The organism is Iodobacter sp. CM08 (assembly GCF_033446605.1).
In the GTDB taxonomy this organism is placed as follows: Bacteria; Pseudomonadota; Gammaproteobacteria; order Burkholderiales; family Chitinibacteraceae; genus Iodobacter.
In genome coordinates this window covers 124,858-150,872 of the sequence record NZ_JAWQUO010000006.1, presented here as the reverse complement: position 1 = coordinate 150,872, position 26,015 = coordinate 124,858, and the positions used below count along the sequence as shown (strand labels likewise).

The 26,015-nt window shown below is 47.3% G+C and carries 19 protein-coding genes and 4 tRNA genes; 11 read left to right on the top strand and 12 right to left on the bottom strand.

Translation table 11 applies throughout. The features are described 5' to 3' along the window. Positions 1 to 43 precede the first annotated feature (43 nt). Positions 44 to 976, top strand: coding sequence for a histone deacetylase family protein (locus R6242_RS05065; protein ID WP_318424543.1), 933 nt, complete (start codon positions 44 to 46; stop codon positions 974 to 976). Between the two features lie 137 nt (positions 977 to 1,113). After that, a complete protein-coding gene (locus R6242_RS05060; protein ID WP_318424541.1) occupies positions 1,114 to 3,144 on the top strand; it encodes a hypothetical protein in 2,031 nt (676 codons plus the stop codon). Positions 3,145 to 3,302: 158 nt separating this feature from the next. Here the strand turns inward: R6242_RS05060 and R6242_RS05055 are convergent, their stop codons facing one another. Both R6242_RS05055 and R6242_RS05050 read right to left on the bottom strand, forming a co-directional pair. After that, on the bottom strand, positions 3,303 to 4,769 hold the full coding sequence (locus R6242_RS05055; RefSeq protein ID WP_293934623.1) for an inorganic phosphate transporter: 1,467 nt from the start codon (positions 4,767 to 4,769) through the stop codon (positions 3,303 to 3,305). 108 nt (positions 4,770 to 4,877) lie between these two features. Beyond that, a complete protein-coding gene (locus R6242_RS05050) occupies positions 4,878 to 6,326 on the bottom strand; it encodes a protein adenylyltransferase SelO (protein WP_318424537.1) in 1,449 nt (482 codons plus the stop codon). 73 nt (positions 6,327 to 6,399) lie between these two features. Here R6242_RS05050 and ybaK point away from each other — a divergent pair, with 73 nt between their 5' ends. Continuing rightward, positions 6,400 to 6,888 (top strand): Cys-tRNA(Pro) deacylase, encoded by a 489-nt coding sequence (ybaK, locus tag R6242_RS05045; protein WP_318424535.1) that lies wholly within the window; start codon positions 6,400 to 6,402, stop codon positions 6,886 to 6,888. A 33-nt stretch (positions 6,889 to 6,921) separates the two neighbouring features. On the opposite strand, the gene R6242_RS05040 is transcribed toward ybaK, so the two are convergent. The 7 genes from R6242_RS05040 to R6242_RS05010 all read right to left on the bottom strand — a co-directional run bounded on the left by R6242_RS05040 (position 6,922) and on the right by R6242_RS05010 (position 13,311). Then, positions 6,922 to 8,529, bottom strand: a complete 1,608-nt coding sequence (locus R6242_RS05040; RefSeq protein ID WP_318424532.1) for a methyl-accepting chemotaxis protein — start codon at positions 8,527 to 8,529, stop codon at positions 6,922 to 6,924. 849 nt (positions 8,530 to 9,378) lie between these two features. Then, complete coding sequence (locus R6242_RS05035) at positions 9,379 to 10,509, bottom strand: hypothetical protein (RefSeq protein ID WP_318424529.1); 1,131 nt, start codon at positions 10,507 to 10,509, stop codon at positions 9,379 to 9,381. A 78-nt stretch (positions 10,510 to 10,587) separates the two neighbouring features. Continuing rightward, positions 10,588 to 12,249 (bottom strand): response regulator, encoded by a 1,662-nt coding sequence (locus R6242_RS05030; RefSeq protein ID WP_318424526.1) that lies wholly within the window; start codon positions 12,247 to 12,249, stop codon positions 10,588 to 10,590. A 251-nt stretch (positions 12,250 to 12,500) separates the two neighbouring features. Then, a tRNA-Leu gene (locus R6242_RS05025) sits at positions 12,501 to 12,585 on the bottom strand. 53 nt (positions 12,586 to 12,638) lie between these two features. Beyond that, a tRNA-Leu gene (locus tag R6242_RS05020) sits at positions 12,639 to 12,723 on the bottom strand. A 334-nt stretch (positions 12,724 to 13,057) separates the two neighbouring features. Continuing rightward, positions 13,058 to 13,142 (bottom strand) — tRNA-Leu (locus R6242_RS05015). A gap of 84 nt (positions 13,143 to 13,226) precedes the next feature. Continuing rightward, positions 13,227 to 13,311: transfer RNA gene (locus R6242_RS05010), tRNA-Leu, on the bottom strand. A 136-nt stretch (positions 13,312 to 13,447) separates the two neighbouring features. Here R6242_RS05010 and rnr point away from each other — a divergent pair. After that, positions 13,448 to 16,192, top strand: coding sequence for a ribonuclease R (rnr, locus tag R6242_RS05005; protein ID WP_318424524.1), 2,745 nt, complete (start codon positions 13,448 to 13,450; stop codon positions 16,190 to 16,192). A 201-nt stretch (positions 16,193 to 16,393) separates the two neighbouring features. Here rnr and R6242_RS05000 read toward each other — a convergent pair whose 3' ends face one another. Further along, on the bottom strand, positions 16,394 to 16,735 hold the full coding sequence (locus tag R6242_RS05000) for a hypothetical protein (protein ID WP_293934635.1): 342 nt from the start codon (positions 16,733 to 16,735) through the stop codon (positions 16,394 to 16,396). Between the two features lie 122 nt (positions 16,736 to 16,857). Here R6242_RS05000 and R6242_RS04995 point away from each other — a divergent pair, with 122 nt between their 5' ends. The 3 genes from R6242_RS04995 (at position 16,858) to R6242_RS04985 (ending at position 18,482) form a co-directional block, all read left to right on the top strand. Next, positions 16,858 to 17,217, top strand: a complete 360-nt coding sequence (locus R6242_RS04995; protein WP_293934637.1) for a hypothetical protein — start codon at positions 16,858 to 16,860, stop codon at positions 17,215 to 17,217. Between the two features lie 138 nt (positions 17,218 to 17,355). Next, positions 17,356 to 18,063, top strand: a complete 708-nt coding sequence (locus tag R6242_RS04990) for an SIMPL domain-containing protein (protein ID WP_318424520.1) — start codon at positions 17,356 to 17,358, stop codon at positions 18,061 to 18,063. Further along, a complete protein-coding gene (locus R6242_RS04985) occupies positions 18,060 to 18,482 on the top strand; it encodes a protein YgfX (RefSeq protein ID WP_318424518.1) in 423 nt (140 codons plus the stop codon). The genes R6242_RS04990 and R6242_RS04985 overlap by 4 nt, the downstream gene beginning before the upstream one ends. A gap of 16 nt (positions 18,483 to 18,498) precedes the next feature. Here R6242_RS04985 and R6242_RS04980 read toward each other — a convergent pair whose 3' ends face one another. Continuing rightward, positions 18,499 to 19,608 carry an agmatine deiminase family protein gene (locus R6242_RS04980; protein ID WP_318424515.1) on the bottom strand — a complete coding sequence of 370 codons (1,110 nt, stop codon included), beginning with the start codon at positions 19,606 to 19,608 and terminating at the stop codon, positions 18,499 to 18,501. 366 nt (positions 19,609 to 19,974) lie between these two features. Between R6242_RS04980 and R6242_RS04975 the strand changes: the two genes are divergently transcribed. The 3 genes from R6242_RS04975 to R6242_RS04965 all read left to right on the top strand — a co-directional run bounded on the left by R6242_RS04975 (position 19,975) and on the right by R6242_RS04965 (position 24,299). Then, positions 19,975 to 22,020 carry a TonB-dependent receptor plug domain-containing protein gene (locus R6242_RS04975; RefSeq protein ID WP_318424513.1) on the top strand — a complete coding sequence of 682 codons (2,046 nt, stop codon included), beginning with the start codon at positions 19,975 to 19,977 and terminating at the stop codon, positions 22,018 to 22,020. A gap of 16 nt (positions 22,021 to 22,036) precedes the next feature. Beyond that, entirely contained in the window at positions 22,037 to 23,281 is a 1,245-nt protein-coding gene (locus R6242_RS04970; RefSeq protein WP_318424510.1) for an HmuY family protein, read from the top strand. Between the two features lie 367 nt (positions 23,282 to 23,648). Further along, positions 23,649 to 24,299 (top strand): response regulator transcription factor, encoded by a 651-nt coding sequence (locus tag R6242_RS04965; protein WP_293934648.1) that lies wholly within the window; start codon positions 23,649 to 23,651, stop codon positions 24,297 to 24,299. Between the two features lie 67 nt (positions 24,300 to 24,366). Here the strand turns inward: R6242_RS04965 and R6242_RS04960 are convergent, their stop codons facing one another. Continuing rightward, complete coding sequence (locus R6242_RS04960) at positions 24,367 to 25,041, bottom strand: hypothetical protein (protein ID WP_318424509.1); 675 nt, start codon at positions 25,039 to 25,041, stop codon at positions 24,367 to 24,369. A gap of 260 nt (positions 25,042 to 25,301) precedes the next feature. Between R6242_RS04960 and R6242_RS04955 the strand changes: the two genes are divergently transcribed. After that, the gene (locus R6242_RS04955; protein WP_318424505.1) at positions 25,302 to 25,934 is read left to right on the top strand and encodes a common pilus major fimbrillin subunit EcpA; all 633 of its coding nucleotides are present in this window, start codon (positions 25,302 to 25,304) and stop codon (positions 25,932 to 25,934) included. Positions 25,935 to 26,015: the final 81 nt, after the last annotated feature.

Genomic DNA, 26,015 nt, shown 5'->3' with positions numbered 1-26,015 from the left:
AACCGGCTTAAATGGCCTGATTGGAGAAAAAATGGAGCTTCACATGAGTAGCGGCCCTAGCGCTTACATCACTCACCCCGCTTGTATCATGCATAGCATGGGCAAAGGCCACCCCGAGTGTGCAGAGCGCCTAGAGGCGATTAAAGATCGCTTAATGGCTGCTGGAATCTGGGATTTTCTATTGCATATTGAAGCGCCAGCAGCCACGCGTGAGCAATTGGCACGGGTGCATGGTTTAGATTACCTCGATAGGCTGGCCTTGATCTCGCCTACGCAGGGCTTTGTGCATGCTGATCCTGATACCGCTATGAACCCCTTTACCCTGCGCGCGGCCTATCATGCGGCTGGCGCGGGGATTGCGGCGGTAGATGCCGTGATGCAAGGCAAGGCGGCCAATGCTTTCTGTGGGGTGCGCCCACCTGGCCATCATGCTGAAAAAAATAATGCGATGGGTTTTTGCTTTTTTAATAATGTGGCTGTTGCGGCTAGGCACGCCACTGAGCAATATGGCTTAGAGCGCGTGGCGATTGTGGATTTTGATGTACACCACGGCAATGGCACTGAGGATATTTTGTGTGATGACGATAAGGTCATTATGGTGAGTTTTTTCCAACACCCTTTTTTCCCCTATTCGGGCGATGTGCCACGCGGTGGCAATATGCATAATTTTGCTATGCCACGTGGCACCACGGGCGTGCAGTTTCGTGACTTGGTGTTAGAAAAATGGCTGCCGATTTTGCATGATTTTGCACCGCAGCTGATCTTGATTTCAGCAGGGTTTGACGCGCATTTAGAAGACGAAATGTCAACCATGGGGCTGGTCGAGTCTGATTACGCGTGGGTGACTAAGCAACTGATGAAAGTGGCCGAGCAGCACGCAGCGGGGCGGGTGGTTTCCTTTTTGGAGGGTGGTTACGATCTTTCAGCTCTAGGGCGCAGCGTGGCCGCGCATATCAAAGAATTGGCGGATATTTAATGCCATTTCAGTTTGTTGTGAGAGCGTAGTAAGCACGCCTCTACTGTAGTTGTTTTTAACCCCGCACAAAACTGACAAGCTAGCTTGCGATTGCTTTGCTATAAATGCCACTAAGATGACAATGTATGGGTGGGGCGATGCGGGGCTTGCTGATATTGCTGCTATTGGGATTTTTGGCCGCTTGTGGTGGCGGTGCCAGTGAGTCAACGGGGACAACGGCTAGCTCGGTGGCGGTGGCCAGTGGTGCTGCGCAACTCTCTGTTTCATTACAAAACGCCAGTGGGCAGACGGTGACCACCGTTTATGCCAATTCAATCGCCACTTTGGCCGTGGCTCTGACCGATGCTAAGGGGGTTCCGCTGAGTAATCGGGTGGTTAAACTCAGCGTTGCTACGTCTTCTTTAAGCAAAATTAGTCCCGAAACCGTATTAACCGATGCCTCGGGTAAAGCGCAGTCGCAGCTGATTACAAATGACAATACGGGGGCGGATGCCATCAATGCCACGATAGACGTGGAAGGCAAAAGTTATACCGGTGCGTTTAATTACAGTGTAAGAGCACTTAATTTTAGTCTGAGCGCTCCAAGGCTTGATCTAAGCACTATCTCTGCGGGCGGCAGCGTGGGGGTGTCGGTTGATTTGATCAATAGCGAGACGGGTTTGGCCTTAGAAACGCCCGTTAGTGTTAGCTTTAGCTCCCCCTGCGCAGAGGCGGGCAAAGCGCTACTCGCATCCCCTGTGCTTTCTGTGCTTAGTAGTGTCAATGGGCTAAAAACAGCCACAGCCTCGGCCACCTACCAAGATAAATCATGCGCCAATGTCGATGACATCACCGTCACGGCGTCCTTGGGCGGGATTAGCCGCTCGGTGAAAGCCAGCTTAACGGTGCAAGCTGCAGCCGCAGGCAATATTGAGTTTATCAGTGCCGTGCCAGAAACAATCTCCTTGCCGGGTACTGGGGGTAACACCAGTTCAGTTTTACAATTTAAAGTGAAAGATTTACAAGGCAGCCCCATCGGTGGGCAGTGGGTTGATTTTTCTTTAAATACCAGCGTTGGGGGTATCTCGCTGGTGCAAAGCGCCGTGCAAAGCCAGCCTGCAACGGGCTTGGTGCAGGTGGTGGTGAATGCCGGATCGGTGAGTACGGTGGTGCGGGTAACGGCCAGCTTGCGCGGGGTATCGCCCATTATTAGCAGCCAATCCAATGCCCTGACGATTTCTACTGGCTTGCCGCATCAAAATGGCTTTAGCTTGGCCGCCGATATTCTAAACCCAGAATTCTTTAGCTACGATGGCAATAGCATTACGCTAACGGCGAGGGCCTCAGATCGCTTTGGTAACCCCGTGCCAGATGGCTCGGCGGTTAGCTTTATGACCGAGGGCGGTATTGGCACGATTACACCACGCTGCGCTATGGCCAGTGGCGCATGTAAAGTCACGCTGAGCAGCTCAGGAGATCGGCGAAAGCTGGTTGGGGCAGGGCGAATGACGGTGCTGGCGCATATGCTGGGGGAGGAAAGCTTTAATGATCTTAATGGCAATGGCGTTTTTGATCTGGGCGAGAGCTGGACAGATCAAGGCGAGGCTTTTTTAAATGCCAATGAAGTGCCGCATAGTAGCCCGCTTAGCTTGCTGGCCGCAGATGGCAGCACTTATGTTGAGCCCTTTATCGATTTTAATGGTGATGGCGTTTATAACGGCCCAGATCTGCAATACAACGGCGTATTACGCTCGGCCAGTATCCCCGCTAGCGTGGCCAAAACCATCCATGTATCGAGCAATATTGTGATTGTTTGGGCGGGGAGTAGCTTGGGGTCGAATGTGTTGAATTATCCAGTGGGCGCCAGTAAATTGTGCGTATCGAATAATCTACTGAGCCGGTTTACCTTTGATGCAAGAGACAGCAATGGCAATACTTTGCCCGCCCAAACGCAGATTGGTTTAGATATTGCACAAACGGTGTTGGTGGATGCCTTGGGTAATGCCATCAATAACCCCGCCGCGATATCGGGCACGAGTACCTTTACCGTGCCAAGTACGATTGGCGTGCAGCAGTTTGGGGCCGCCCTATCCGCCATCGCCTGCCCCATCCCCGCCGATGCGCAATTGGTGGTTAAAGTAAAACTACCCAGTGGCATAGAATCAACACAGAGCGTGCCTTTGAATTAGCTCAAACATATATTGCATATAGGCGAATATGCGGTAGGGGCGCTGCTTGCTGCGCCCTGCTTAGCTATGGCGCAGCAAGCAGCGCCCCTACATTTTTTGTTTTGCTGAACAAAAAAGCCATGTCATTGACATGGCTTTTTGCATAATGGCTTTGCTTCTTACTTTATTAAATGGCTTACGCCAATAAATAAGCCGCCCGCCAGTGCCATCGATACGGGCAGGGTTAATATCCAAGCCATTAAGATATTTTTGACGGTTTGGCTTTGTAGGCCACTGCGGTTTGCCAACATGGTCCCTGCTACTGCAGAAGATAATACATGCGTGGTAGAAACAGGCATGCCGGTTAGGCTGGCAATCCCAATGGCCGCCGCTGCGGTGACTTGCGCCGCAACACCTTGGCTATACGTCATGCCTTTATTGCCGATTTTTTCACCCACGGTGAGTACAATGCGTTTCCAGCCAATCATCGTGCCTAGGCCCAATGCGAGGGCTATTGCCACAATTACCCACGAAGGGGCGTATTCAGTGGTTGCCACTAGATCTTTACGCAGGCGATCAAGGTCTGCTTTTTCTGTAGAAGTAATACTAGGTAATTTGCTTACTTTTTTTGCTGTGTCATCAAGGCAGAGCAAGAGGCGGCGGGTGCGGATGCGCTCGGCCTCGGATAGCTGTTCATAATTGTGAACCCCCGCCAGTTTGCTGACTAGCTCGTTGCTTGCCGGCATGGTTTGCTGGGTGTCACACTTAAATTGTGGTGGTAATGGGGACTGCGCATTAGGGTCAATATAGGTATTTAGGCGGTAGCTGTTGCGGCTGTAAAACTGCTGTAAATGCAGCGCTGCATCATGGGTGCGCTCAATTTGATAGGTGGTGCTTTGCATATCCACTACAAATTTGCCAGGCACAATACCAATCAAAACCAGCATCAATAGGCCAATGCCTTTTTGCCCATCGTTGGAGCCGTGGGCAAAGCTAATTCCCATTGCAGAAGCAATGAGGGCGACGCGAGTCCAGAAAGGAGGGTGTTTCTTACCATCCAACGCTTTGCGTTCATCTGGGGTGTTGTGCATGCGTGAATCGGCACGGAATTTTTTTAGCAGTAGCAATAAACCACCCGCCACCAAAAGACCAACGGTGGGCGAAATCAGCAGTGATAGCATGATGTCGATGGCTTTTTGGGTGTTAATCCCTTCTAGCAAGGGCATGTCGCTCATCCAAGCGTGTGCCAAGCCAACGCCAAGAATAGATCCAATCAGCGTGTGCGAGCTAGAAGCAGGCAGGCCTAAATACCAAGTGCCTAGGTTCCAAATAATTGCAGCCGCTAATAGTGAAAACACCATCACTAGCCCTTGCCCAGATCCTACATTGAGCAGTAGCTCCACCGGTAATAGGTGGACGATGGCATACGCCACACCGAGGCCACCCAAAATGACGCCAAAGAAATTACAAATGCCTGATGCAATGACGGCAAGGTGAGGAGGCATGGCTTTGGTGTAAATAACCGTCGCCACGGCATTGGCCGTGTCGTGGAAGCCGTTAATAAATTCGTAACTAAGAACAAAGCCAAGGGCCAGAACCAAGCTAATGGCAACGCCATAGTCAAGGCCACTAAAAATATCGGGCATGATGGGGTGGAATGAGTGATGACGGGCCGATTATGCCCCAAAACGCCCCTACTCTGTTTTGATTTCAGGCGTGTTGCAGAAAATAAGTTCTGAAAATATTTACTCTGCTTACGACGAGCAAGAAACGCCAATCTGTGCTGCCCATGCGGGCGGCAGCGCTGCGTAGTGTTCAAATTCGGTTTGTTCGGCAAATGGCTGCATAAGGCAGTGCTGTAAGTGGTTGATTTCACTAAAGTCCCCCGCATCGCGGGCTTTTTGGATGGCTATTTCGGCCAGATAGTTGCGCAACACATACTTTGGGTTGGTTTGATTCATGGCGGCGATTCGCTCATCGGGCTTACGCGCTTCGCTGCTGAGGCGGAGTTGATAATCGGCAAGCCAAATATCATAGGCAGAGCGGTCTAAAAAGTGATTGCGCAGGCTGCTATCCATGTTTGCTAAGTTGCGCCAGAAGAAGGTCCAATCGGTGTGGGCGGCGTGCATGAGCTCAAAAAGCCGCGTGACTAAGCCCCAATCGCTTTCTTGCCAGGTTAATAAACCCAGTTTTTGCCGCAGTAAATCAGCAAAGTGGGTTTCAAAATGGCTTTGATATTGCTGCAAGGCATTAAGGGCGGCGGCTCTATCCATTAGGGGCAATAACGCTTGGGCTAAGCATTGTAAATTCCATAGCCCCATTTCTGGCTGATTTTGGTAGCTGTAGCGGCCCGTATCATCAGAGTGATTACAAATATGGCCCGCATCAAAGCCATCCATAAAACCAAAAGGGCCGTAATCAAGGGTAAGCCCTAGGATGCTCATGTTGTCGGAATTCATCACCCCATGGCAAAAGCCCACTGCCTGCCACTTGGCAATCATCACCGCCGTGCGTTCAATTACTTGCTCTAGTAGGCTTACGTAGGGATTGCTTGCTTGGCTGGCGCTGGGGTAGTGATGCTCAATCACCCAATCGGCCAGTGTTTGCAGTGAATCAAGATCGTTGCGGTAATGTTCAAAATGGCCAAAGCGCACAAAGCTGGGGGCCGCGCGTAAGACCACAGCGGCGGTTTCTAAGCTTTCTCGCCAAACGCCTTGGGCTGATCCGGCCATGCCTAGGGCGCGGGTGGTGGGAATGCCTAAGCCTTGCATGGCTTCTGAGCATAGATACTCACGGATCGATGATCTAAGCACCGCACGGCCATCGGCACGGCGGGAATAAGGCGTTGGCCCAGCGCCTTTGAGCTGCATTTCCCAAAAATCACCATTTGCAGTTTGGAACTCGCCAATTAAAATAGCGCGTCCATCGCCAAGCTGGCCCGCATTCACCCCAAACTGATGGCCTGAATACACGCTGGCAATGGGCTCGCTATTGGTGGGTAAGCGATTGCCGCAGAGGTAATCGGCTAAGTTTGGATGCTGGCTGGCATCCATAGCTAGCCCCATCTCGCTGGCGAGCGGCTGATTCCACGCAATTAAATAGGGCGCTGGCAGAGGGGTTGGCTGAATCCGCGAGTAAAAGTGGCTAGGTAGGCGGCCAAAGCGGGGGCTCAGTGATAGTTGGTCAAATGTAAGCGGTAGCATGGGAAATAAGCGCCTTAAGCCCGAGTAATTTAGTCGGGTATTGTAACGCTTTAGAAGAATAAAGAGGTAGTCAATGAGCGAAAAAATGCCGGTCACCCAAGCGATTCGTACCTTACGCTTGCACAAAGTGGCGTATACCGAGTGCCCTTATGCCTATGAAGAAAAAGGCGGCACGGCCGCATCGGCCAGAGAGTTAGGGGTGGATGAGCATGTGGTGATTAAAACGCTGATTATGGAAGACGATAAAAAGCAGCCGATGATTGTGCTGATGCACGGCGATTGCGAGGTTTCAACCAAGAATTTGGCGCGGCATTTAAAAGTAAAACATATTGTGCCCTGCCAGCCAGAGGTGGCGAATCGGCATTCGGGCTATATGGTGGGCGGTACATCACCCTTTGGCACGAAGCGGGTCATGCCGGTGTATATGCAAGATAGTATTGCAGAGTTAGGGCTGATTTATATCAACGGTGGTAAGCGTGGGTTTTTGATCAGCTTAGAGGCAAAAGAAGCCGTGCGTGTGTTAAAACCCGTCTTGCTGGATATGGCTAATCCGCATGAGTAGAGCCAGCAGGTGAGGGGGCCTCACCTGCGTGGTTTATAGGTTAAATTTGGCGACTACGGTTTTTAGATTAAGCGCTTCACGATCAAGATGAAGTGCCGTTTCGGCATTGGCCTGTACGGCATGATTGTTTTCTTCGCTGGCTTGCGCGATTCGCTCGATATTTTGGCTGATTAAGTTACAAACTTGGCGTTGTTCCTTGAGTGAATCCACAATGGCATGAATGGCGGCATGTACAGATTTGGCTGCGGTGTGGCTGCTTTGCACTGAGTCTGCGGCGGCACCTGCATGTTGCACACCTTGCTGCACCTCGCTGAGTGCTTGATTCATGATGGTAGCTGCGGTACTGGTGCTGGTTTGAATGGCGTTGATGGTTTCGTTGATCTCTAGTGTGGATTGGGTGGTGCGCTCGGCGAGTTTTCTGACTTCATCGGCTACTACGGCAAAGCCGCGTCCCATATCCCCTGCGCGGGCGGCTTCGATTGCGGCATTGAGCGCCAGCAAATTGGTTTGATCGGCAATATCTCGAATTACCCGCGCAATTTGCCCAACCGCATTTGAGCGATCCTGCAATTGCATAATATGCTGGGTGGCCGATTCAATGGTGCCGCTCATTTTGCTGAGCGCGGCTTGGGTGGATTGAATCACTTGGCTACTGGTTTGGGTGGCCGCCAGTGCTAGATCCGTTGAAGCGCTGACTTCTTCGGAGTTGTCGGTAATGATGGATACGCTAACGGTCATTTCTTCTACCGAAGAGGCCAGCGAGGCGGACGCCTGATTTTGTAAATCAATCGCCGAAGAGGTTTGGTTGCTGCCTTGGCTAAGTTCATTGGATGCATTTGCAATGGCGTTTGAGCTATGCGCAATGTTTTGTACCGCGCCGCGTAGGCTGTTTTGCATCTCGCTTAGGGTATCTAATAGCAGGCCCAATTCATCCTTGCCTGCATTTGGCTTGCTTTTGCTTAAATCGCCAGCGGCAATGATGCCGGCAAATTGCGTGGCACTGCGCACGGCATGGCTAATGTCCTTAATCAGCCATGCAGAGAACATCAGTAATGTCAGCGTAATCAAAAGGACGATGATGAGGTTATAGTTGCGGGTGGATGCATAGGCGAGAACAGAGGCCTCGTGGTCTTGCTTGGCTACATCAAGTTGTAATGTGGTGAGTTCAGAAATTTTATCGGAAACGGGCTCGATGGCGGGATACATTTCATGCACGACGAGCTGGTCAAGTGCCGCGCTATCTTTGTTTACCATTGCTTGTTTTAGCTTGCTGCTGACTTGATTGGCTAGCTTCATCCGCTGCTCGTTCTCTTTGGCAAGCGCGCTCTCCTTTGCATCCATTTGGCTTGCCATATAGTTGCCCCAGTCACGGGCAATCCCCGCTTCGGCTGCTTGGATAGAGGCAATGCCTTTGTCTGTGCTGAGACTGCCATTGCGTACCTTATGGCTGGTATCAACGATATTAACGGCATAGAGATCGGCAACACTTTTTAAATCACGCAAGGGAACAACACGGTCTAGATAGATGCTGTTCATGGTCTGGTTGGCTTGATAGATGCCATTTAGCCCGAGCAGGCTGATGATTAAAACCGCGATAATGCCTAGGGCACTCATGATAATTAAACGTAAACGTAATGACATGTTCATCCCCAGAGATATGGCTTAAATGCGCTTGGCATGTTTTTAATGAATCCATGGTGTTGCTGTTTCTATATTGCGTGGTATTAAAAATAATAAATTTTGCTAAGTGAGTTCTGATTAAATCGTCATTCCCGAGTGTGTTTGTTAGGTATCCAGCTGCGTCACTGGATCGCCGCTTGCGCGGGAATGACAAAACTAAACCTGATTATGTCTCTTGCTCAATTTCAATTATAAATATCGTAGGGCGGGTGCAACCCGCGTGTTTATTCAGCATGGCTCGCGGGTTTCACCCGCCCTACACATTCAAAAACCAAGCCCAACACTCAAGAACCCCATCTGCACGGAGTCCATTGAGCAAGAGACATAATCAGGAAACTAAATTGACCAGCGTTTCCCAAAGCTTTTTTAATCCGTATTTTTTGCTGCTATGTTAGTATTTAAAATTAAATTGTATTTTCTAGAAAGCTTATTTATAAGAAATTATTTATTCAGTACTTGCTTGTTGAATATAGTTTATTTTTGCTGGATGTCTAATTTGCGCTAGATTGCTATGCACCTTACTTAATGCCAATGGTATATGCCGGTGATGTGGCATTTGTAATTGCAACTCCCTTTTAGCTGGGCTGGTGCGAAGTTTTTCGATGATTTGTAAGGCGGGGAGTATGGGCATTAATTAATAAGGCAAAACAACTACCCAAGATCACTGCAATTAGTATCAATAGCCTTAAGGCGGATTGATTTCGTGCTTATCTTAGGCGGTCTTGGCGTGCAGACAAGGCGCAAAGCGGGTTTTAGGCCGGAGCTGTTGGCGTTTAATTTATAATTGCACTGGCCCTTAACAGGCCAGTATCAAGTGGGTAGTGGGTGTTCTAATTTTACCCATTCTTCAAAATGATCGTCTTCAAAACGATAAACCCCACGATCTTCTCTAGATAAATGCTGCTTTTCAAATAGCCTTGCCAAGGCATTATTTACGGTGTGGTTGGCAAGTTCCGCCAGCCCTAAATATTGGCCAAGTTTAATGCGGGTGCTTTTGCTACTTAAACTTTCTTGCCTTGCTGCGATTGATTGCAAAATGATTCGATCTACAGGTAATAGCTCATTCCATAGGCTATCAAAGCCTTGATCGGTATATGTTTTAGCCAGTGCATTTTCTATGGCACTTTGGCAGCCATGAAAAGGGCGTATAAGATATTCTTCTAAAAAACGTCTAAATAATTCTGGTGTTTGTTTCAGCTGATTAAATGCCTCAATACCTTGTTGGTCACTGAGATGATAATTGCTATCAAGAATATGATTACTTACCGCAATCATATGCTGCACAAATAGATTGTCTAATAGCGGAAATGGCTCAACTGGGGCCCAGTTATAAAATGGTTGATTCGATTTAGCAAACATATCCCTTAATGTGTGCTCGCTGCTGCCGGTAAAGATGACGTGAATTTTTTGTTTGCGCACATCTAAGCCCGCACGTAATGCGGCGGCTAGATCGCTATTATTGGCGCTGGCTAAAATTTGTGCCTCATCAATTAATAATAAAATAGTGTCTTGGCATTGATCGATTTGCTGCCACATATTGCTCATTAAATTAGCGGTGCTATTGTCAGCTTCAAAGCGCGTTTCAAAGCTCCCTTCGGCCATCGGTGTTTTGGCGTTTAGTTTGATTGTGCCAATTTTCTTACTGCTGATTTTTTTGATGCGTTCTAAAAAACCATCGCTATTTTGCAGGCTATTGATGACGCTGGAAGCCACGCCTTCGCTGGTATTGTCTCTGCATTCCCATAGATTAATATAAATCACCCGGTAGCCTTGCTTGGCTGCCGCAGGGCCGAGATCTTGCAGTAAGAATTCGGTCTTCCCCATGCGCCGCCGCGCAAACAGGGCGCGGCTATTGCTCAATTTAAGTGCGAAGCTTTTTAGGTAAAAATCAGCCAGCTCTGGGCGCTGAAAGTGCCAGTCAGGATTGCTTTTTGTGCGCATGTTTAGCAACATCTACAGTAATTAGATATGTCTAGATTGTATAGATATTGCTAAACAAGTCCATACTTTATAATGGGCTTATCGTGTGGCGGAATTGTTGTTTTCTTGAGGTGTGCTTGGTTTGCTGCTAAGTAAGTCGTCTAAATCGGCCTGCAGGCTCAGTAAAATACTGTCTTCTATATGCCCTTGCAAGCGGTAGATCAGATCACTCGCAGTTTTAAGTAATGATGTACGAGTGTCTTTGTCAGCAAGACCTGTTTTTAAATATTTAATGCTGGCATGTGCTGCGGAGAGTGTGAGCCTAGAGTTTCGGGTGCTTTGTGCTACTGGCACTAAGAGCGTGACGGCTTCTTCTAGCTTAGATTTAAGCATAAGCTGCACGCCGGTATTATTAATATCGGTGATTTCTTGTCCTGTTTGTTGGATAAATTGCCGCCAAATACCCCTTTTATTCGCGGTGCTTTCCAATATGCCTGAGATGTTTTTAGTGGTCACAAATCGTTTGGCGATAATAGCGAGCCAGCGATAGGGAGGATTGCTGTTATTGGGGGTTTCGTTTTCATTGCTAGGAGGGCAAATTAAATGGGCAGTCATAATAAAGCTGATGGCCAATTCCATATTAAAATCATCCCCGGTCATGCTGGTTTCTATTTTGCTGAGGTCTTCTGTTTTTCCGCTAAAAATAGCGCTAGCAAGGTGAGCTGAAATTCTATTTTCGGCCGTGTCATCTTTGCGCACGCGTTCTTGCACCATGCGTAGGTATTTTTCTGCGTCACCAAGATCGTCTTCAATTTTTGCGGCGATGGCGAGTTGCAAAATAGTATTCGCAGAAAGAGCGGATGAATTGCCACCACAATTGACGGCGCGGCTAAGTAATAGTTTGGCCTTGCCACTATCGCCCAGCATATTGGCTAGATTGCCGGCTTTTTGTAGACGGCTGATATTGTTTGGGGTAATGGCTAGGCATTTATCAAATACCACCATGGCTTCATCTAACCGCCCATCATTCATATACATATTAGCTAATTCTTCGTAGGCGTCCACGTATTGGCTGTTTTCAATGATGGAGGATTGTAATAGCTGATCTGCTTTGGTTTTATTGCCTTGTTTGTTATATACCTTGGCTAATCCTAGCTTTGCCCAGGGAATTAAACGGGTGGAAAGGATTTCTTCAAATAAAATACGGGCTTCATCAAGTTGATTACTTTCGATAAGTAGGGTGGAAAGAAGACGCAATAAATCAGATTTATAAGGGATATCGGGTTGGGCAAGTAATAGGCGTGCGGCTTCGATGGCGCCTAATGGATTGTCTTGCTCAATACAGGTGAAAATAGGCTGGAGCGCCTTTTTTTTCTTCCAAGCAACTTGAAGGCGAGTAATGAGTTGGTGGCCGGTAAAGGGCTTAATAAGGTAATCATCGGGGCCAACTTCTGCAACCGCTACTACTTTCTCGTAGGATGCTTCGGCCGTAATCATAAACCATACTGAGCTAAGCGGGAGCTCGCCACTTCTGCGTATTTCTTCTAGTAATTCTTGGCCATTCATTCCTTCGCCAAAATCATAATCGCATAAAATAACATCGTATTCTGCATTGCGCAGGCGGCGGCGTGTTTCGCCAACGCTGCTGGCGGTATCAACACGATTAATGCCAATTTGGGCGAGCGTCATGCGCAATGATTGACGAATTGTGGGTGCGTCATCAGCGATAAGCACTTTAGAATTGCTGATTAGGTCAGTCATGGGTATGCGCTATAATTGGATGACATATGTCGTAAATATTAACCAATTATGCGGTAGGCGGGTGTTATTTGCTGTAAATGCTGATTTTAAAGGGCTAACTGGTGTTTTGCTGGGAATATTGCAGTGGTGGGTATTGCAATAGGCGTAAAAAAACCCAGCTTAGGCTGGGCGCTTACTGCAAATTTATAAGGCATTTGCTGCCATGGATGTTGCTATTTAAATATTAAATTAGCTTCGTCTACGTTTGTATTTGGTGCCCAGAAGAGGACTCGAACCTCCACACCCTAAGGCACATGGACCTGAACCATGCGCGTCTACCAATTCCGCCATCTGGGCAGTACAAAAGCCGTAAATCTTTCGTTAAATCAATTACATGGTACATCTATATTTGGTGCCCAGAAGAGGACTCGAACCTCCACACCCTAAGGCACATGGACCTGAACCATGCGCGTCTACCAATTCCGCCATCTGGGCAATACTTAATCTTTGCTGTGTTTTAATTGCGTTTTAATGAACTTCGTTCATTTCCTGGGCTTCGCTTCGCTCAACCACAGGCTACGTTATTATATTTTTGCTGCTAGAAGAGGACTTTAACTTTCTCTTCCGTAATGCAGCTGAATCTTAAATTAAGCTTCGCCTACATTTACATTTGCTGCCCAAAAGAAGGCTCTAACTTTTTCTTCCGTAATGCAGCTAAATCTTAAATTAAGCTTCGCCTACATTTACATTTGCTGCCTAAAAGAGGACTTTAACTTTCTCTTCCGTAATGCAGCTAAATCTTAAATTAAGCTTCGTCTGCATTTATATTTGGTGCCCAAAAGAGGACTCGAACCTCCACACCCTAAGGCACATGGACCTGAACCATGCGCGTCTACCAATTCCGCCATCTGGGCATTGCTATTGTATTTTATAACTTAATCACCAGCTGTTTATCTGCAGCGCTGGTTTATTGTGTCTTAAGTGAATTTTATAAAACGTGGTGCCCAGGAGAGGACTCGAACCTCCACACCCTAAGGCACATGGACCTGAACCATGCGCGTCTACCAATTCCGCCACCTGGGCGCTCTATAAAGCGCTAGAATGTTGCTGCGCCTCACTTAAGAGGAGGCGATTATTGTTAAAAGCAGACACTATGTCAAGAAATATACTGAAGAAATCTTTAAGAATTTCCACTATTCCAAATCAGGAGACCCAGCAAATGAGCGGCCGTTCTAAAAAAATCAAAGGCATACGCGCGTCCGATCCATTTCTTGAGCGCGAGCGCGAGCGCTATGAATTTCCCCTCCCTTCCCGAGAATTTGTACTGCAAGTGCTAACCGAGCACGGCGCGCCGATTTTTGTGAATGAATTAATGAGCATGTTGGCCATTTTGCCTGAGGAAGAAACGCAGTTTCATCGCCGCATGGCCGCGATGGAGCGCGAAGGCCAGGTAATGATTAATCGTAAAGGCGCTTTATGCCTGCCTGATAAACTGGATTTATTGCAAGGTCGTGTACAAGGCCACGCCGATGGTTTTGGCTTTATGGTGCCAGATGATGGCAGCAGTGATCTTTATCTTGGCCCAAAAGAAATGGCCAAAGTTTTACATGGCGATCGCGTATTAATACGCCCAATGGGCTTGGATCGCCGTGGCCGCCGTGAAGGCAGTATTGTTGAAGTGCTGGTGCGCAGCACGACTAAATTAGTTGGTCGTTTACATAGCGATCACGGTGTATTTACGGTGACGGCTGAAGACAAACGCATCAGCCATGAAATTGTGCTGGAGCCTAATGGCAGCATGGGTGCGGAGTCTGGGCAGGTGGTGATGGTGGAGCTGGTTACACAGCCATCGCGTTATTCACCACCCGTGGGCCGTGTGGTACAGGTGCTGGGTAATTATGCCGATCCGGGGATGGAGATTGAAATTGCGCTGCGTAAACATAATCTGCCACACGAGTTTTCCGCTGAAGCGCTAGCTCAAGGGGAAGACACGCCGACTAAGGTGCGTAAAAAAGATTGGAAAAACGTACTCGGCACGGTTGAGCGTGAAGATCTGCGCGATTTGCCGCTGGTAACCATCGATGGCGAAACGGCTAAAGACTTTGATGATGCCGTTTATGCAGAGAAAAAAGGCAAGGGCTGGCGGCTGATCGTGGCGATTGCGGATGTGAGCCACTACGTATTACCAGGCGACGCGCTGGATGTGGGCGCGATTGAGCGCGGTAACTCGGTGTATTTCCCGCGCCGCGTGATTCCTATGCTGCCCGAGGCGCTGTCTAACGGCATTTGCTCGCTGATGCCTGAGGTAGAGCGGCTTTGTATGGTTTGCGATATGCAAGTCTCAGCCAAAGGCGCGATTAAGAAATACCGCTTTTATCCAGCAGTGATGCATTCTAAAGCGCGGCTAACCTATGCCAAGGTATGGGATATGGTGCAGCATCCTGATGGCGAGATCGCTCAGCAATATCAGCATGTGTTGCCGCAGATAGATACACTCTACGCCTTATTTAAGGCTTTTTCGGCAGCGCGGGCGGTGCGCGGTGCGATTGATTTTGAAACGATTGAAACTGAAATGCGTTTTGATGAGAACGGCAAAATTAAAGAAATTGTGCCGGTTATCCGCAACGACGCGCATAAGCTGATCGAAGAATGCATGTTGGCTGCCAATGTGTGTGCTGCAGATATTTTGATCACCAAAGAGCACGAATGCGTTTATCGTGTGCACGAAGGCCCAACGCCAGAAAAAATGGAAAACCTGCGCACTTATCTAAAAAGTGTGGGCTTAACTTTGGAAGGCGGTGATGAGCCAACGGCAGGTGATTACGCAGTATTGTTAGAGCAAATCAAGTTAAGAGATGACGCGCCGCTCTTGCAAACTATGTTGCTTAGATCGCTTTCGCAAGCGGTGTATAGCCCAGGCAATAAAGGCCACTTTGGTTTGTCTTACGAGGCTTACACTCACTTTACTTCGCCAATCCGTCGTTACCCAGATTTGCTGGTGCACCGCGCCATTAAAGCCATCTTGGCTGGGCAGAAATATACGCCAGCCATGAAGTGGGAAGCTTTAGGTACCCAGTGCTCAATGACCGAGCGCCGTGCGGATGACGCCAGCCGTGATGTACAGAACTGGCTGAAGTGCTATTACATGCAAGATAAAGTGGGCGAAGAGTTTGAAGGCGTTATTTCTGCCGTTACCGGTTTTGGCATCTTTGTGCTGCTAGATCAGGTGTTTGTAGAAGGGCTGGTGCATATTTCTGAGCTAGGCACGGATTACTTCCATTTTGATGAGGTGCGTAAAGAGCTGAAAGGCGAGCGCACAGGTCAGGTTTATCGCATAACAGGCCGCGTTAAAATCAAGGTGGCACGTGTTTCCTTAGAAACCAGCAAAATTGATTTTATGCTGGTAGAAGACAAACCGAAGTGGGGCGATCAGCCTGCAGAAGTGTCAACGGGGCGTCGTAATGCGCCGCCTAAGCCCGCCGCTTCGCGTGGGCGTAGTAAACCGCCACGTGCTCCTGAGCTGGCTATAAAAGAGGTGCAGGCTGCTGCCCCTACAACAAAACCAAAACCCACCAACAGCAGAAAACGCACTGCAATTGTTAAGCAAGTGAAGAGTGCCGCACCAACACCCGTGCTGGATGTGGTAAAAAAAGTGGCGGTACGTAAGGTAGCAAAAGCACCGCTGCCTGCTGGTACAAGCACTGCTGTGGAAACTGCTCCACTTGCCGCAGCCAAACCTGTGGCAACTAAGCCTGTAGCCAAATCAGCAGCAAAACCTGCAACAAAGCCTGTAACAAAACCAGCCATAAAACCTGATGCCCAAGCTGCTGCTAAGCCAGCAACTAAGCCTAGAGTTGCAAAGCCACGCGTGGCCAAGCCTGCTGCTGCGGTGGTGAAAGTGCTTACACCTGAGGGTATGGATGTGATGGTGAAAAAGCCGAGGACTAGAACTAAGCCGTCATAAATAGCACGAAGCGTCTCATTTAATGGGGCGCTTAGTGGGCTTATTCGTGGGTATTGTGGGCAATCCTATCGATTTAAGCTCTTGTAGGGTGGGCAAGGCAGCCACCTTGGCCCACCCTACAATTTGCTCTCCATTCTTTAGTAACAGAATGGGTGTTGCGGAGGATGGATCGTGCGCAAGCGTTGTTGCTACGTGAAAGAATCAAATAGCTTTGAGCGCTTTGATTAAGTTATCGCGCTGCACGTTACTGATCTCTTTTACTTGAATGAGATGGCGAAACATATTGATTTGACCAATAAGTGCCGAGCTATTTACATTCCCTGTAAAATCAATGTAATTTTTTTGTGTTGATTTTGTGTTTGGAATGTCAAGATAGATATGGCAAGACGTACCCGTTTTTACTTCTTTGTCGGCCAAAATAATCAAACTGTTTTCTGCTACTTCTACGGTTACACCATAGATTGGCGGTACGCTTGGATTGGTGACCATGGCGGCACGCCAGCTGGTTTTCTTACGTGTACGAGTATCAGTGGTTGGATTCATGATGCTTATCAAAGAGGGTGGGAAAAATGCCGTTGAAAACACAGCGTAGCACTCAGCGTGCTAATCTTGCGAATAATTGCCGCATAGCGGTAGAGACATATTAACAAACCTAGGAGTTCCGCATGTTTATCGTCGATCGCTCGGTTGCTATCATTAAGCCACGGCAACCTTTTCTCGATTGGCTCAATAAGTTACCTGGAAATGATATCCAGCTGACGTTGGATGAGGTCCGTTGTGATTGCACCTCCATCTTGATTCCTGAAGCAAATGAAACTGAAGATGGCATTGCGTTTATTGATGAAATCGCAGAAAAATTATTTGAAATGGAATTGTCATCTTGGGTTGCCGAAGAACAGCATTGGCCAGAAAAACGTAACCTTAAGACTTTCTGGGAATGGTTTGACGTTGAGGTTCATCTTGGCGTAATGGATGCTGTGGCAGAAGATATCCATAATACTCCAACAGATCATGGCTATCATTAAACTATTCGGGTTTTTTATTACAAGAAGTACTTGGGTTTAAGGATAAAAGGGCGAATTATGGCCCTTTTATTTTGCATTAATATTTAACGAACGACGTAATTTCTTTGCTTTTTTGTAAGCAACAACAGGGAGTCTCTGATGAAGAACCTACTTTCAGCATTCATTTTAACGTCACTGGCCACAACTGCCGCCGCGGCCGAAGCACCCATGTTTAATGTGGTTAATCTAGAAGCCAGCGCTACGCGTGAAGTGGCGAATGATTTAGCCAGTGCAGTGCTGTTTGTTGAGCTAAGCGATACTGATCCTGCCCGCTTAAGTGACAAAATTAATCAAACGCTCGCTGCCGCTGTTAAACAAGTGAAGCAAAAGTCAGAAGTGCAAAATCGTGGAACCAGCTTTGCAACTTACCCTTTGTACGGCAAAACCAATAAGCAAGAAGGCTGGCGTAGCCGTGGTGAATTACGCATTTCATCCAGTGATTTTGCTGTGCTATCTAAATTATTAGCCCAGTTGCAGCAGCCCGTTGCCGGTGGCTTGCCCGTACAGCTGGCTAATGTTGGCTATAGCGTATCCGATGGCGCACGTGCCAAGGCGGAGGAAGCTTTGATTGAAGAAGGCGTACAAGCCTTTAAACAAAGAGCCAATTTAATTCAAAAAGGCTTTTCAGCTAAAAGTTGGAAAATGATTAATGTGAACGTCAACAGCGCCGGTGGCTATCGCCCACAGCCAGTGATGATGATGAAAAGCAGCATGGTGGAGTCTGCTGATGCAGGCAATGCCCCGATTGAATCGGGTGAAAGCCGCTTAACCGTGAATGTATCTGGCAGTATTCAAGTCAGCGAATGAGCCCTGCGCCGCTTGTGCTTTTCCCCTCCCGCTGGGAAAAGCGCTGGCTTTATCTAAGCCATAGCGGTGCGGCGCTTGCCTGTTTATTTTCGCCTTGGCTTTGGGCCATCACGCTGGTGGTGGCCTTTTCTTTGTTCTGTAGCCTAAAGCGGCGGCGCCTGTTAGTGGTAAGTTTACAAGCCCTTACGGATGGCGCGCTTAGGCTGACGCTTGCAGATGGGCAGACGCTAGACGCGCAATTACTGCCTTCTAGCCGAGTATTGGGTGCACTGATGGTGTTGCATTTGCAATGTGATGCACAGCGCATCCATTTGCTGCTTTGGCCCGATAGCGCGGTGGCGGAAAATTTGCGTCAATGGCGTGTATGGCTGCGCTGGCAATGGCCCAAATTGCAAGCGCAGCAAGTTAAAAACGAGTGAATACCAAGCATTAGTGTTAGGCAATTTGCTGCTGCGTAGTGCAATGAATGCCACCCCCTCCTGCGGCAATGGCATCAATATTTAGCATCACGATTTCTCGTTCAGGGAACAGATCTTGCAGCGTATCTTTGGTATTGCGATCTGCCTTATTATCGCCGAACTCAGGAGCGATGATGGCGCCATTGCACGCATAAAAGTTGATATAGCCTGCGGCAAATTCTTTGTTTTCATACTGCTTACGCACGGATGATGGGCCTTCTAAAACCACCACTTTAAGTTTGCGCCCCATAGCGTCAGTGGCTTTACGCAGGATGTCTAAATGGCGCTGTGTCACGGCATGGTCATAGGAGGTGGGATCAGCATCAAAGCCCGCGACCACCACGCCAGGGCTGGTAAAGCGTGCGTAAAAATCAGTATGCCCATCGGTAATATCCTTGCCCTTGATGCCAGGCAACCAAATAATTTTCTTTAGACCGAGCAGGCGCTTTAGCTCGGTTTCACATTGGGCTTTGCTGAGTTTTGCGTTGCGGTTGGCGTTCAGCACGCAGCTTTCAGTGATGATGCCCGTGCCTTGGCCATCCACCTCAATGCCACCGCCTTCAAGCACAAGTTGGGTCTCTAGTCTTAGAGTTTTGGTGTGGGTACAGATAAAACGGGCCACTTGCCTATCTTGTGCGTGCGCTTGTTTATTGCCCCAGCCATTAAAATTAAAATCAACCGCTGCGGTTTTCCCTTGGCTGTTTTTAACAAATACCGCGCCGGTATCCCTCACCCATAAGTCATCAATAGGCTGAACAATAAGCTCAATTTTGGAGCCGCATAGGCGCTCAGCGCTATCGTAATCAGCCTCTCTAACCAGCATTTTTACCGGTTCAAAAGCCGCAATGGTGAGTGCGATGCGGGCTAAATTTTCTTGCGCCCCCGCTTGTAAGCGCTTGCCCCAGATCTCTTCGCTGGGGCCAAAGGCCATCCAAGTGGCGGCGTGTTGCTCGCCTTCGTCGGGCATTCGCCAAGCGTTATCATTGGGTGCGGCAAGCGCCATGCTGCCGATTGGGTGAGTGGTGGCAAGAATTAAGGCGCTTGAGCCGATTAAGCTCTGCTTTAAAAAGTGGCGACGTGAGTTCATCTATTGTTCCTTGGTCATTTGAGTGGACTAGGGTCTGTTGACGTTTTATTCACAATTGTGCTGAGCCGGAAAATGGCTAGGCACAAGGCATGTAAAGTGTAATTGACTGCGATTGTCGAGGAGCATAACGCAGTGAATGGCCATTTTCCGGCTCAGCCCCATCGCTGAGCGAGGAAAATCCCTTGCACGCAGAGGGTTTAGCCCATTTTTGGGGCGGAACGAAAGTTAAAAATAGCTCATGGTACTCGTGCCATGTCGCAATATTTGACCTTGCTTGTTCAAGCCAGTGCGGCGGCTGTTATGAAGAGAGAGTAGGCGCAGAGGATTATATTAAGTGAATGGCATTGACACTAAATACGAATGAAGATGATAATTGTTATCATTAATTATTCGAATGTAGCTGATTCCGTGACTGATCCTAAGCTTTCTACTTCCCGTACTCAAACGTCGCTTAAAAAAAGCTTACAACTCGGCTTCCCTCTGTTGATGATAGCGTCAACGGCGATGGCCGATGTCACGCTAGATGCCGTGGTGGTCACCGCCACGCGCACTGAAAGGCGAGTAGAAGATACGCCGGTTCGCACCGAAGTCATCAGTCGTGAGGAGATCGAAAAAACTCACGCTCGCACTCTAAAAGATGCGATTGAAAATATCCCCGGCCTGCAGCTTAGAGAAGTTCACGGTAAATCTGGCTACGAGCTGTCTTTACAGGGCCTAAGTAGCGATCAGGTGCTGGTGCTGATTGATGGCTTGCCGATTGCGGCTAGCACGGGTTCTACGGTGAATTTGAGCCAGTACCTATTATCCGAAGTGGATCATATCGAGGTGATTAAAGGCGCGGCATCGGCGCAATACGGTAGCTCGGCGATGGGCGGAGTGATTAACGTGATTACCCGCCGTGTGCAAGCGGGCTTTTCCGGTAGCGTAGCCGTGGATGTGGGTAGCTATGGTGGCCAAAATGATTCGGGCAAGGCTTGGGATGCGGGCACAAAACACGGGCAGTTCAGGCTAGAGGGCGGGAATGAGCAATGGCGCTTACGTGTCAGTGGCGACACCCTTGATGATGCTGGGTTTGCAGTAAAACCGCAGGATTGGTCTAGGCAGGGCGATGCTTCAAAGCGCCAGCAATTTGGTTCAAAACTCAGCTGGCTGCCGCAAGCCAATAGTGAAGTATGGTTCGAGGCCAGCCGTTATCTGGAAGACGATGTTCAGCGCTATCAGCAGTACGTGCCACCGAAACAGATCCCGCAAGAAAAAACCGAGACGATCAGCCGTGATCGCTTTGTGCTGGGCGCAAAAAGCCGCTTTGATAACGGAACGCGCGTGCAGCTGCAATTGCTGGATGAGCAATATCAAAGCTTGGGGCAGGAATACTCGCAGAATTTCCGCGTATCGCAGCGCGATTTTAATCAGCAGCTTAATCACTTAAGCGCTCAGGTCGATTTGCCTGCTTGGTATGGCCAGTTGTGGCAGTTGGGCGTGGATTGGCGAAAAGAGCGGGTAAGCCAGAGCGTAAATGGTGTTTCTGAGTTTTATGGCGATAAACGCGTTAGCAAAGAAAGCCGCGAGCTATTTGCCCAGAATGATATTTTTATCGGGGATAACTGGGAGGTGGTGCTGGGTTTGCGCTGGCAAGATGATTCTGATTTTGGTGCGCATGCCGCACCCAAAATTGCCTTGCGCGGCGATATTTGGGAAAGCGGTGATTGGAAAGCCGTGGTGCGCAGTAGCGTGGGCCAAGGCTATCGGGTGCCTAATTTAAAAGAAAGGCATTTCTTATTTGACCATAGTTCACTGGGCTATATGGTGCTGGGTAATCCAAATTTAAAACCAGAATCGTCAAATAGCTGGCAATTAGGCGCTAATATTGCTTTATCCAAACAGTTTTCATTAGATGTTAATGCGTACTTAAATCAGGTCAAAGATTTAATTCAGGTTGATGAAGTGAATGCTGTTCAAAATAATGGCATCGCTCAATATACCTATAAAAATATTGCCCGCACAGAAACCCGTGGCCTAGAAACAACGCTGGATTGGCGCATCTTTAAACCTTTTAATATTAATGCCTCCTATACCTGGAATCAGAGCAAAGATTTAAATGGTGGCGGTGAGCTAACGCGCCGGCCTGCGCATATGGCAAGGTTGGGTTTTGATTGGAAAATAGTAGAGGGTAGCGAATTCACTCTGCGTAGCCGCTATCAAAGTGAAGAATTAATCAGTAGTGAGCATTATTCGGCAGCTTGGACGACGGCGGATATTAAATTTAATCAGCAAATAAACAAAAATATCAAAGCCTATATCGGTATTGATAATGTAAGCAATGTGCAGCGTGATTTTAGCAATCAAAATGATTTTGGGCCAATTTCAGGGCGTTTTATTTATCTGGGCACAGCGTTTGCCTGGGGCAATTAATAAGGGAGTTAGAACAATGAAACCAATATTAACCGCAACTTTACTGGCCATGACCGTGGGTTTAAGTGCGTGTGGAGGTAGCGATAGTGGTGAGGCCGTAGTTGCACCGCCAGCTCCTACCCCCACACCTACACCTGTGCCAACAGCAGGCTTTAGCAAAACGGCGGTGTGGGAGGCGAGCGTAGATCCTAAACTGGGCGAGCTTTGTTACGATATTGATGCGCAAGCCGCTGCAGATTGTAAAGGTGATGCTTGGGATTTAAAGGTGAAGGATGATGGTCGCAGTACCGGATTTTTCACCAATAGCGGTACCAGTGGTGCAGCTAAGGGCGGCGCATTAGGCAGCCCGTTTGATAGTACTTGGGCAGATTTAAAGAAATGGCAAGATGGTATGAAAGACCCAGTGAGCGGTGCGCTGGATGTTAGCTCCTACTTAAAAGATTACGCAGATGGCGTATTTACCGGCACAAATGCCATTAAATCTGCAGCCTTTGAGTATGATTTAGCAGGGGATCATAAGCTTTCGCCAAATTTTAAAGTGTTTTTGATTTCTGATGATGCAAGCAAGGCTGATGCCAAGCAATATGCTTTACAGGTGGTAGGATATTACGGTGGTAATGGCGGCACAGCCTCTGGCTACCCAAGCATCCGCTGGGCAGATCGCGCCAGCAATAATGAGCGGACTGCTTCATTCGATGCATCTAAAGCTTGGGTTTATTTTGATTTAGCCAAAGGCGCAGAGTCCACTGAGGCAGGCACATGGCACGTGGCCTTTAACCGCTACAGCATGAAGCTAAATAGCGGTGCATCGGGAGCAGGTACGGTGGCTGCTTTATTGGCTAAAACGCCAGAAGGCTTTTATACCGCCGATGGCAAGCCGGTTACGGCCAAGTTTGCAGACACCAATAACTTAGCGCAAACCCGTGCACTGTTAACCGCCGCTGATTTACTACCTGCAAAAGCCAAGTGGTTAAGCGACAAAAATGCCTCGCCACTCAACCCTGCGATGAAGGGCAATTATCCTGAGCCTATGGATGCAGGTTGGTATAACTATTACAGCACGCTGGATAGCGCCAAGCTGGCAGGGCTGGCCGCTGCGCATATGCTAAAGGCCAATCCTACTGCAGCAACCATGATTCGCTCAGCAGAAGGAAACAGCTTTGCCCGTATGCATCTCACTGAGATTAAATACGCCGATCCAAGCAAAGCAAGTAGCGCAAAAACATGGAAATTTGAATTTGATATTCAGCCAAAGCTATAAAATTTAACGTCTTAAAGCACAAAACCCCGCTAAGTGATTGGCGGGGTTTTGTGCTTTTGCAGGTTATCAATCAACTCAGTAGCGCTTTAGCATTCCTAAATCATCGTGGTGGCAACTCCCCGCGGCTTGCGTTGCCCTGATACGGCCACATGGAATGCGCTGTAACTACTTTGGGGATATAGGAGTCTTCCCCGCTCTAATTAGGGGGCGTACTGAGAAGAGTTTGATGACGGAACATTTACTTTAATTTTTAAAATAAACATGTTACTTATAATAATATTTAAATGAACGTATTTTGTATGTATGCAGAATAGGATTATGTTTAAGTTTTTATTTTATTCCTCTAAATTCTATGGATTTGACATATATGCCGAATAAAATTAGTGTGGTCATCTTAGATGATCATCATGTAGTAAGAATAGGGCTAGAGGCTAATATACTGCAAAATAATGATTTTTCTTTGCTTGGCAGTTACGGAACAAGTGAGCAATTACTTACTGCACTGACGGAAAATTACCCTCATGTCATTCTTATGGATTTTAGTCTTGGAATAGGTGAGATGGATGGGCTTAATCTTATTCAGTTTATTAACGCACGCTACCCTCAGTGTAAAATATTGATTGTATCGGCGATTGAGTTAGCAGGCAGCATCGCTTTGATGCTACGGGCAGGAGCAAAAGGGGTTGTTAGTAAAACACAGCCACTAGAGCAGCTAAATCATGCAATAAGAACGGTTGCGCTTGGGCGTACTTACTTAACAGAGAAAGTTAAGAATGAACTCAATAGAGAGTTAAAATATATAGGCAGTGATAATGAAGTAATTGATCCGTATATAGCATTATCATCAAAAGAGCTGGAGGTTATTCGCTGCTGTTTAAGTGGAATGAAGATGACAGACATTGCGAATAAATTTTCTAAAAGCATTAAAACAGTTAGCGCACAAAAATTATCAGCGTTTAAAAAAATGGGTGTCACATCAGACAGAGAGTTATTTATGCTAAATTCAAAATTGAAATAAATTCAATGCATAAATAGTAAAAATTTTTATTTGAGCCGCTCATGATTTATGAGCGGCTTTTGTATGTTTAATCATTTTTCCATGAAGCAATCAGCCTCAGCTCTACTACGCCCGTATACACATCGCTTTCTGCTGAGTTAGTGTTTTTTACTGCGGTATTATCATTGGGCATATCAATAAAATAATCAACGGCAATTTTTTTAGTTTCAGTGCGGCTCACTGCTAAACGCGGTGGGATTGTGGTGGGGGTGCCTACTGCTGTCATTTTATCCCCCCCAACTATAAAAATAGGTTCGTTTCTATTGAGGACTGTGCCCGCTGATTTTGCAATCACAGATATTTGCCTCGTAGAGGCTGTATTAAGGAGCTGGGAGCTGACTAACTGGGCGGTGATTTTATACGCATCAGTTCCACCTGTTGTTTCTATGCTTAAGCTTTTTTCCTTGTTCTTAAATGACTTAATTTCAGGTTTCCATTCAAAATTTAATACCTTTTCCTGTGAAGATATATCTAGTTCTACAGAAGAATTTTTAATAGCTTGGCTATTCCAAAGGATGTTTGTTAGTAGCTGCTCCCCATGAATAGAATTTTCGTTTGCCATCGCCGCAGTGGCTGCTGCAGCCATAAAGCTTAATATTATATTTTTTGTGGTCTTCATTGGTAATAATACTCCGTAAAAAATAAATAATTTGCGGTCTGCACAAAAGCTGCTTGCTATCGCACTGGCTTTATTTTTTAGCATAGTTTATTTTTTTATTAATACAATAAATATAAATATGCATATTGATGATTTTGAAATTAATTAATTGATCGTCTTTTGATTTTTTTGTTTGTGAAATAAGTCACACCCATTTCTTGTGCTGAAATTTTTGAGAAGATTCTCATTTATTGCATATTGGTAAGTTAATACTATTCGTTCGCTGTTCAGCGATGAGCGATAGTCGTTGTATCTAAACGCAAAAAATCGTTGTCAATTTATTATCCCATATGGGTGAGGTTGTTATGAAGCATACTAAAAAACTAATTATCGGTGCCGTGCTTGCTGCGTTTGCCTCTACGGCTGTATTTGCAGCAGACTCAATGGCAACTGCCAAGGTTCAATGGAATAGTACGGCTGCAAAAAAAACTGACGTAGAACTGAACGTATTTGCAAGTACAGATGCGCTAACTTTCAAATGGAACCCATCTACTAAAGCTTTTACTACGCCTACTAGTGATTTAACTATTCAGGCTGCCGGTAGAGCAGGTTCTACTGCTTATAGCATTACCACACAGCTGGTAGATGTAACTCTGGTGCATGAGGGCGGCGCTGCAAAAGGTGTTTTGAATGTGTCAGCAGAGCTGGGTGCGCTTGATATTGGTAAAACCCCTGTGAATATCTTGAATGGAGATGCGGGTGGTGTGAAAACGTCTATTGCGGGCTTGAATAATATGGATCTGGCTAAGGCGGGTCCAAATGTTACACCTAAAGGGACATATCATGAGGCGACAGGTATTCCTGTGAAATTTAAGATTCTTACTGCCAGCAAAGGCAATAGTTCTATTGACCTAGATGCAGTAGAAGACGGTACCTATTCAGGAGTTGTTAGCATGAGTTTTGTGGCTAAGTGGGCTGATACCGCAGTTAGTGGATAAAGGAGCTGAGCTAGATAGTTTTACTGCAGGTAAAACTAAATAGTTTAAAAATGTCGCTTTTGAATTTTTATCCTTAATTAC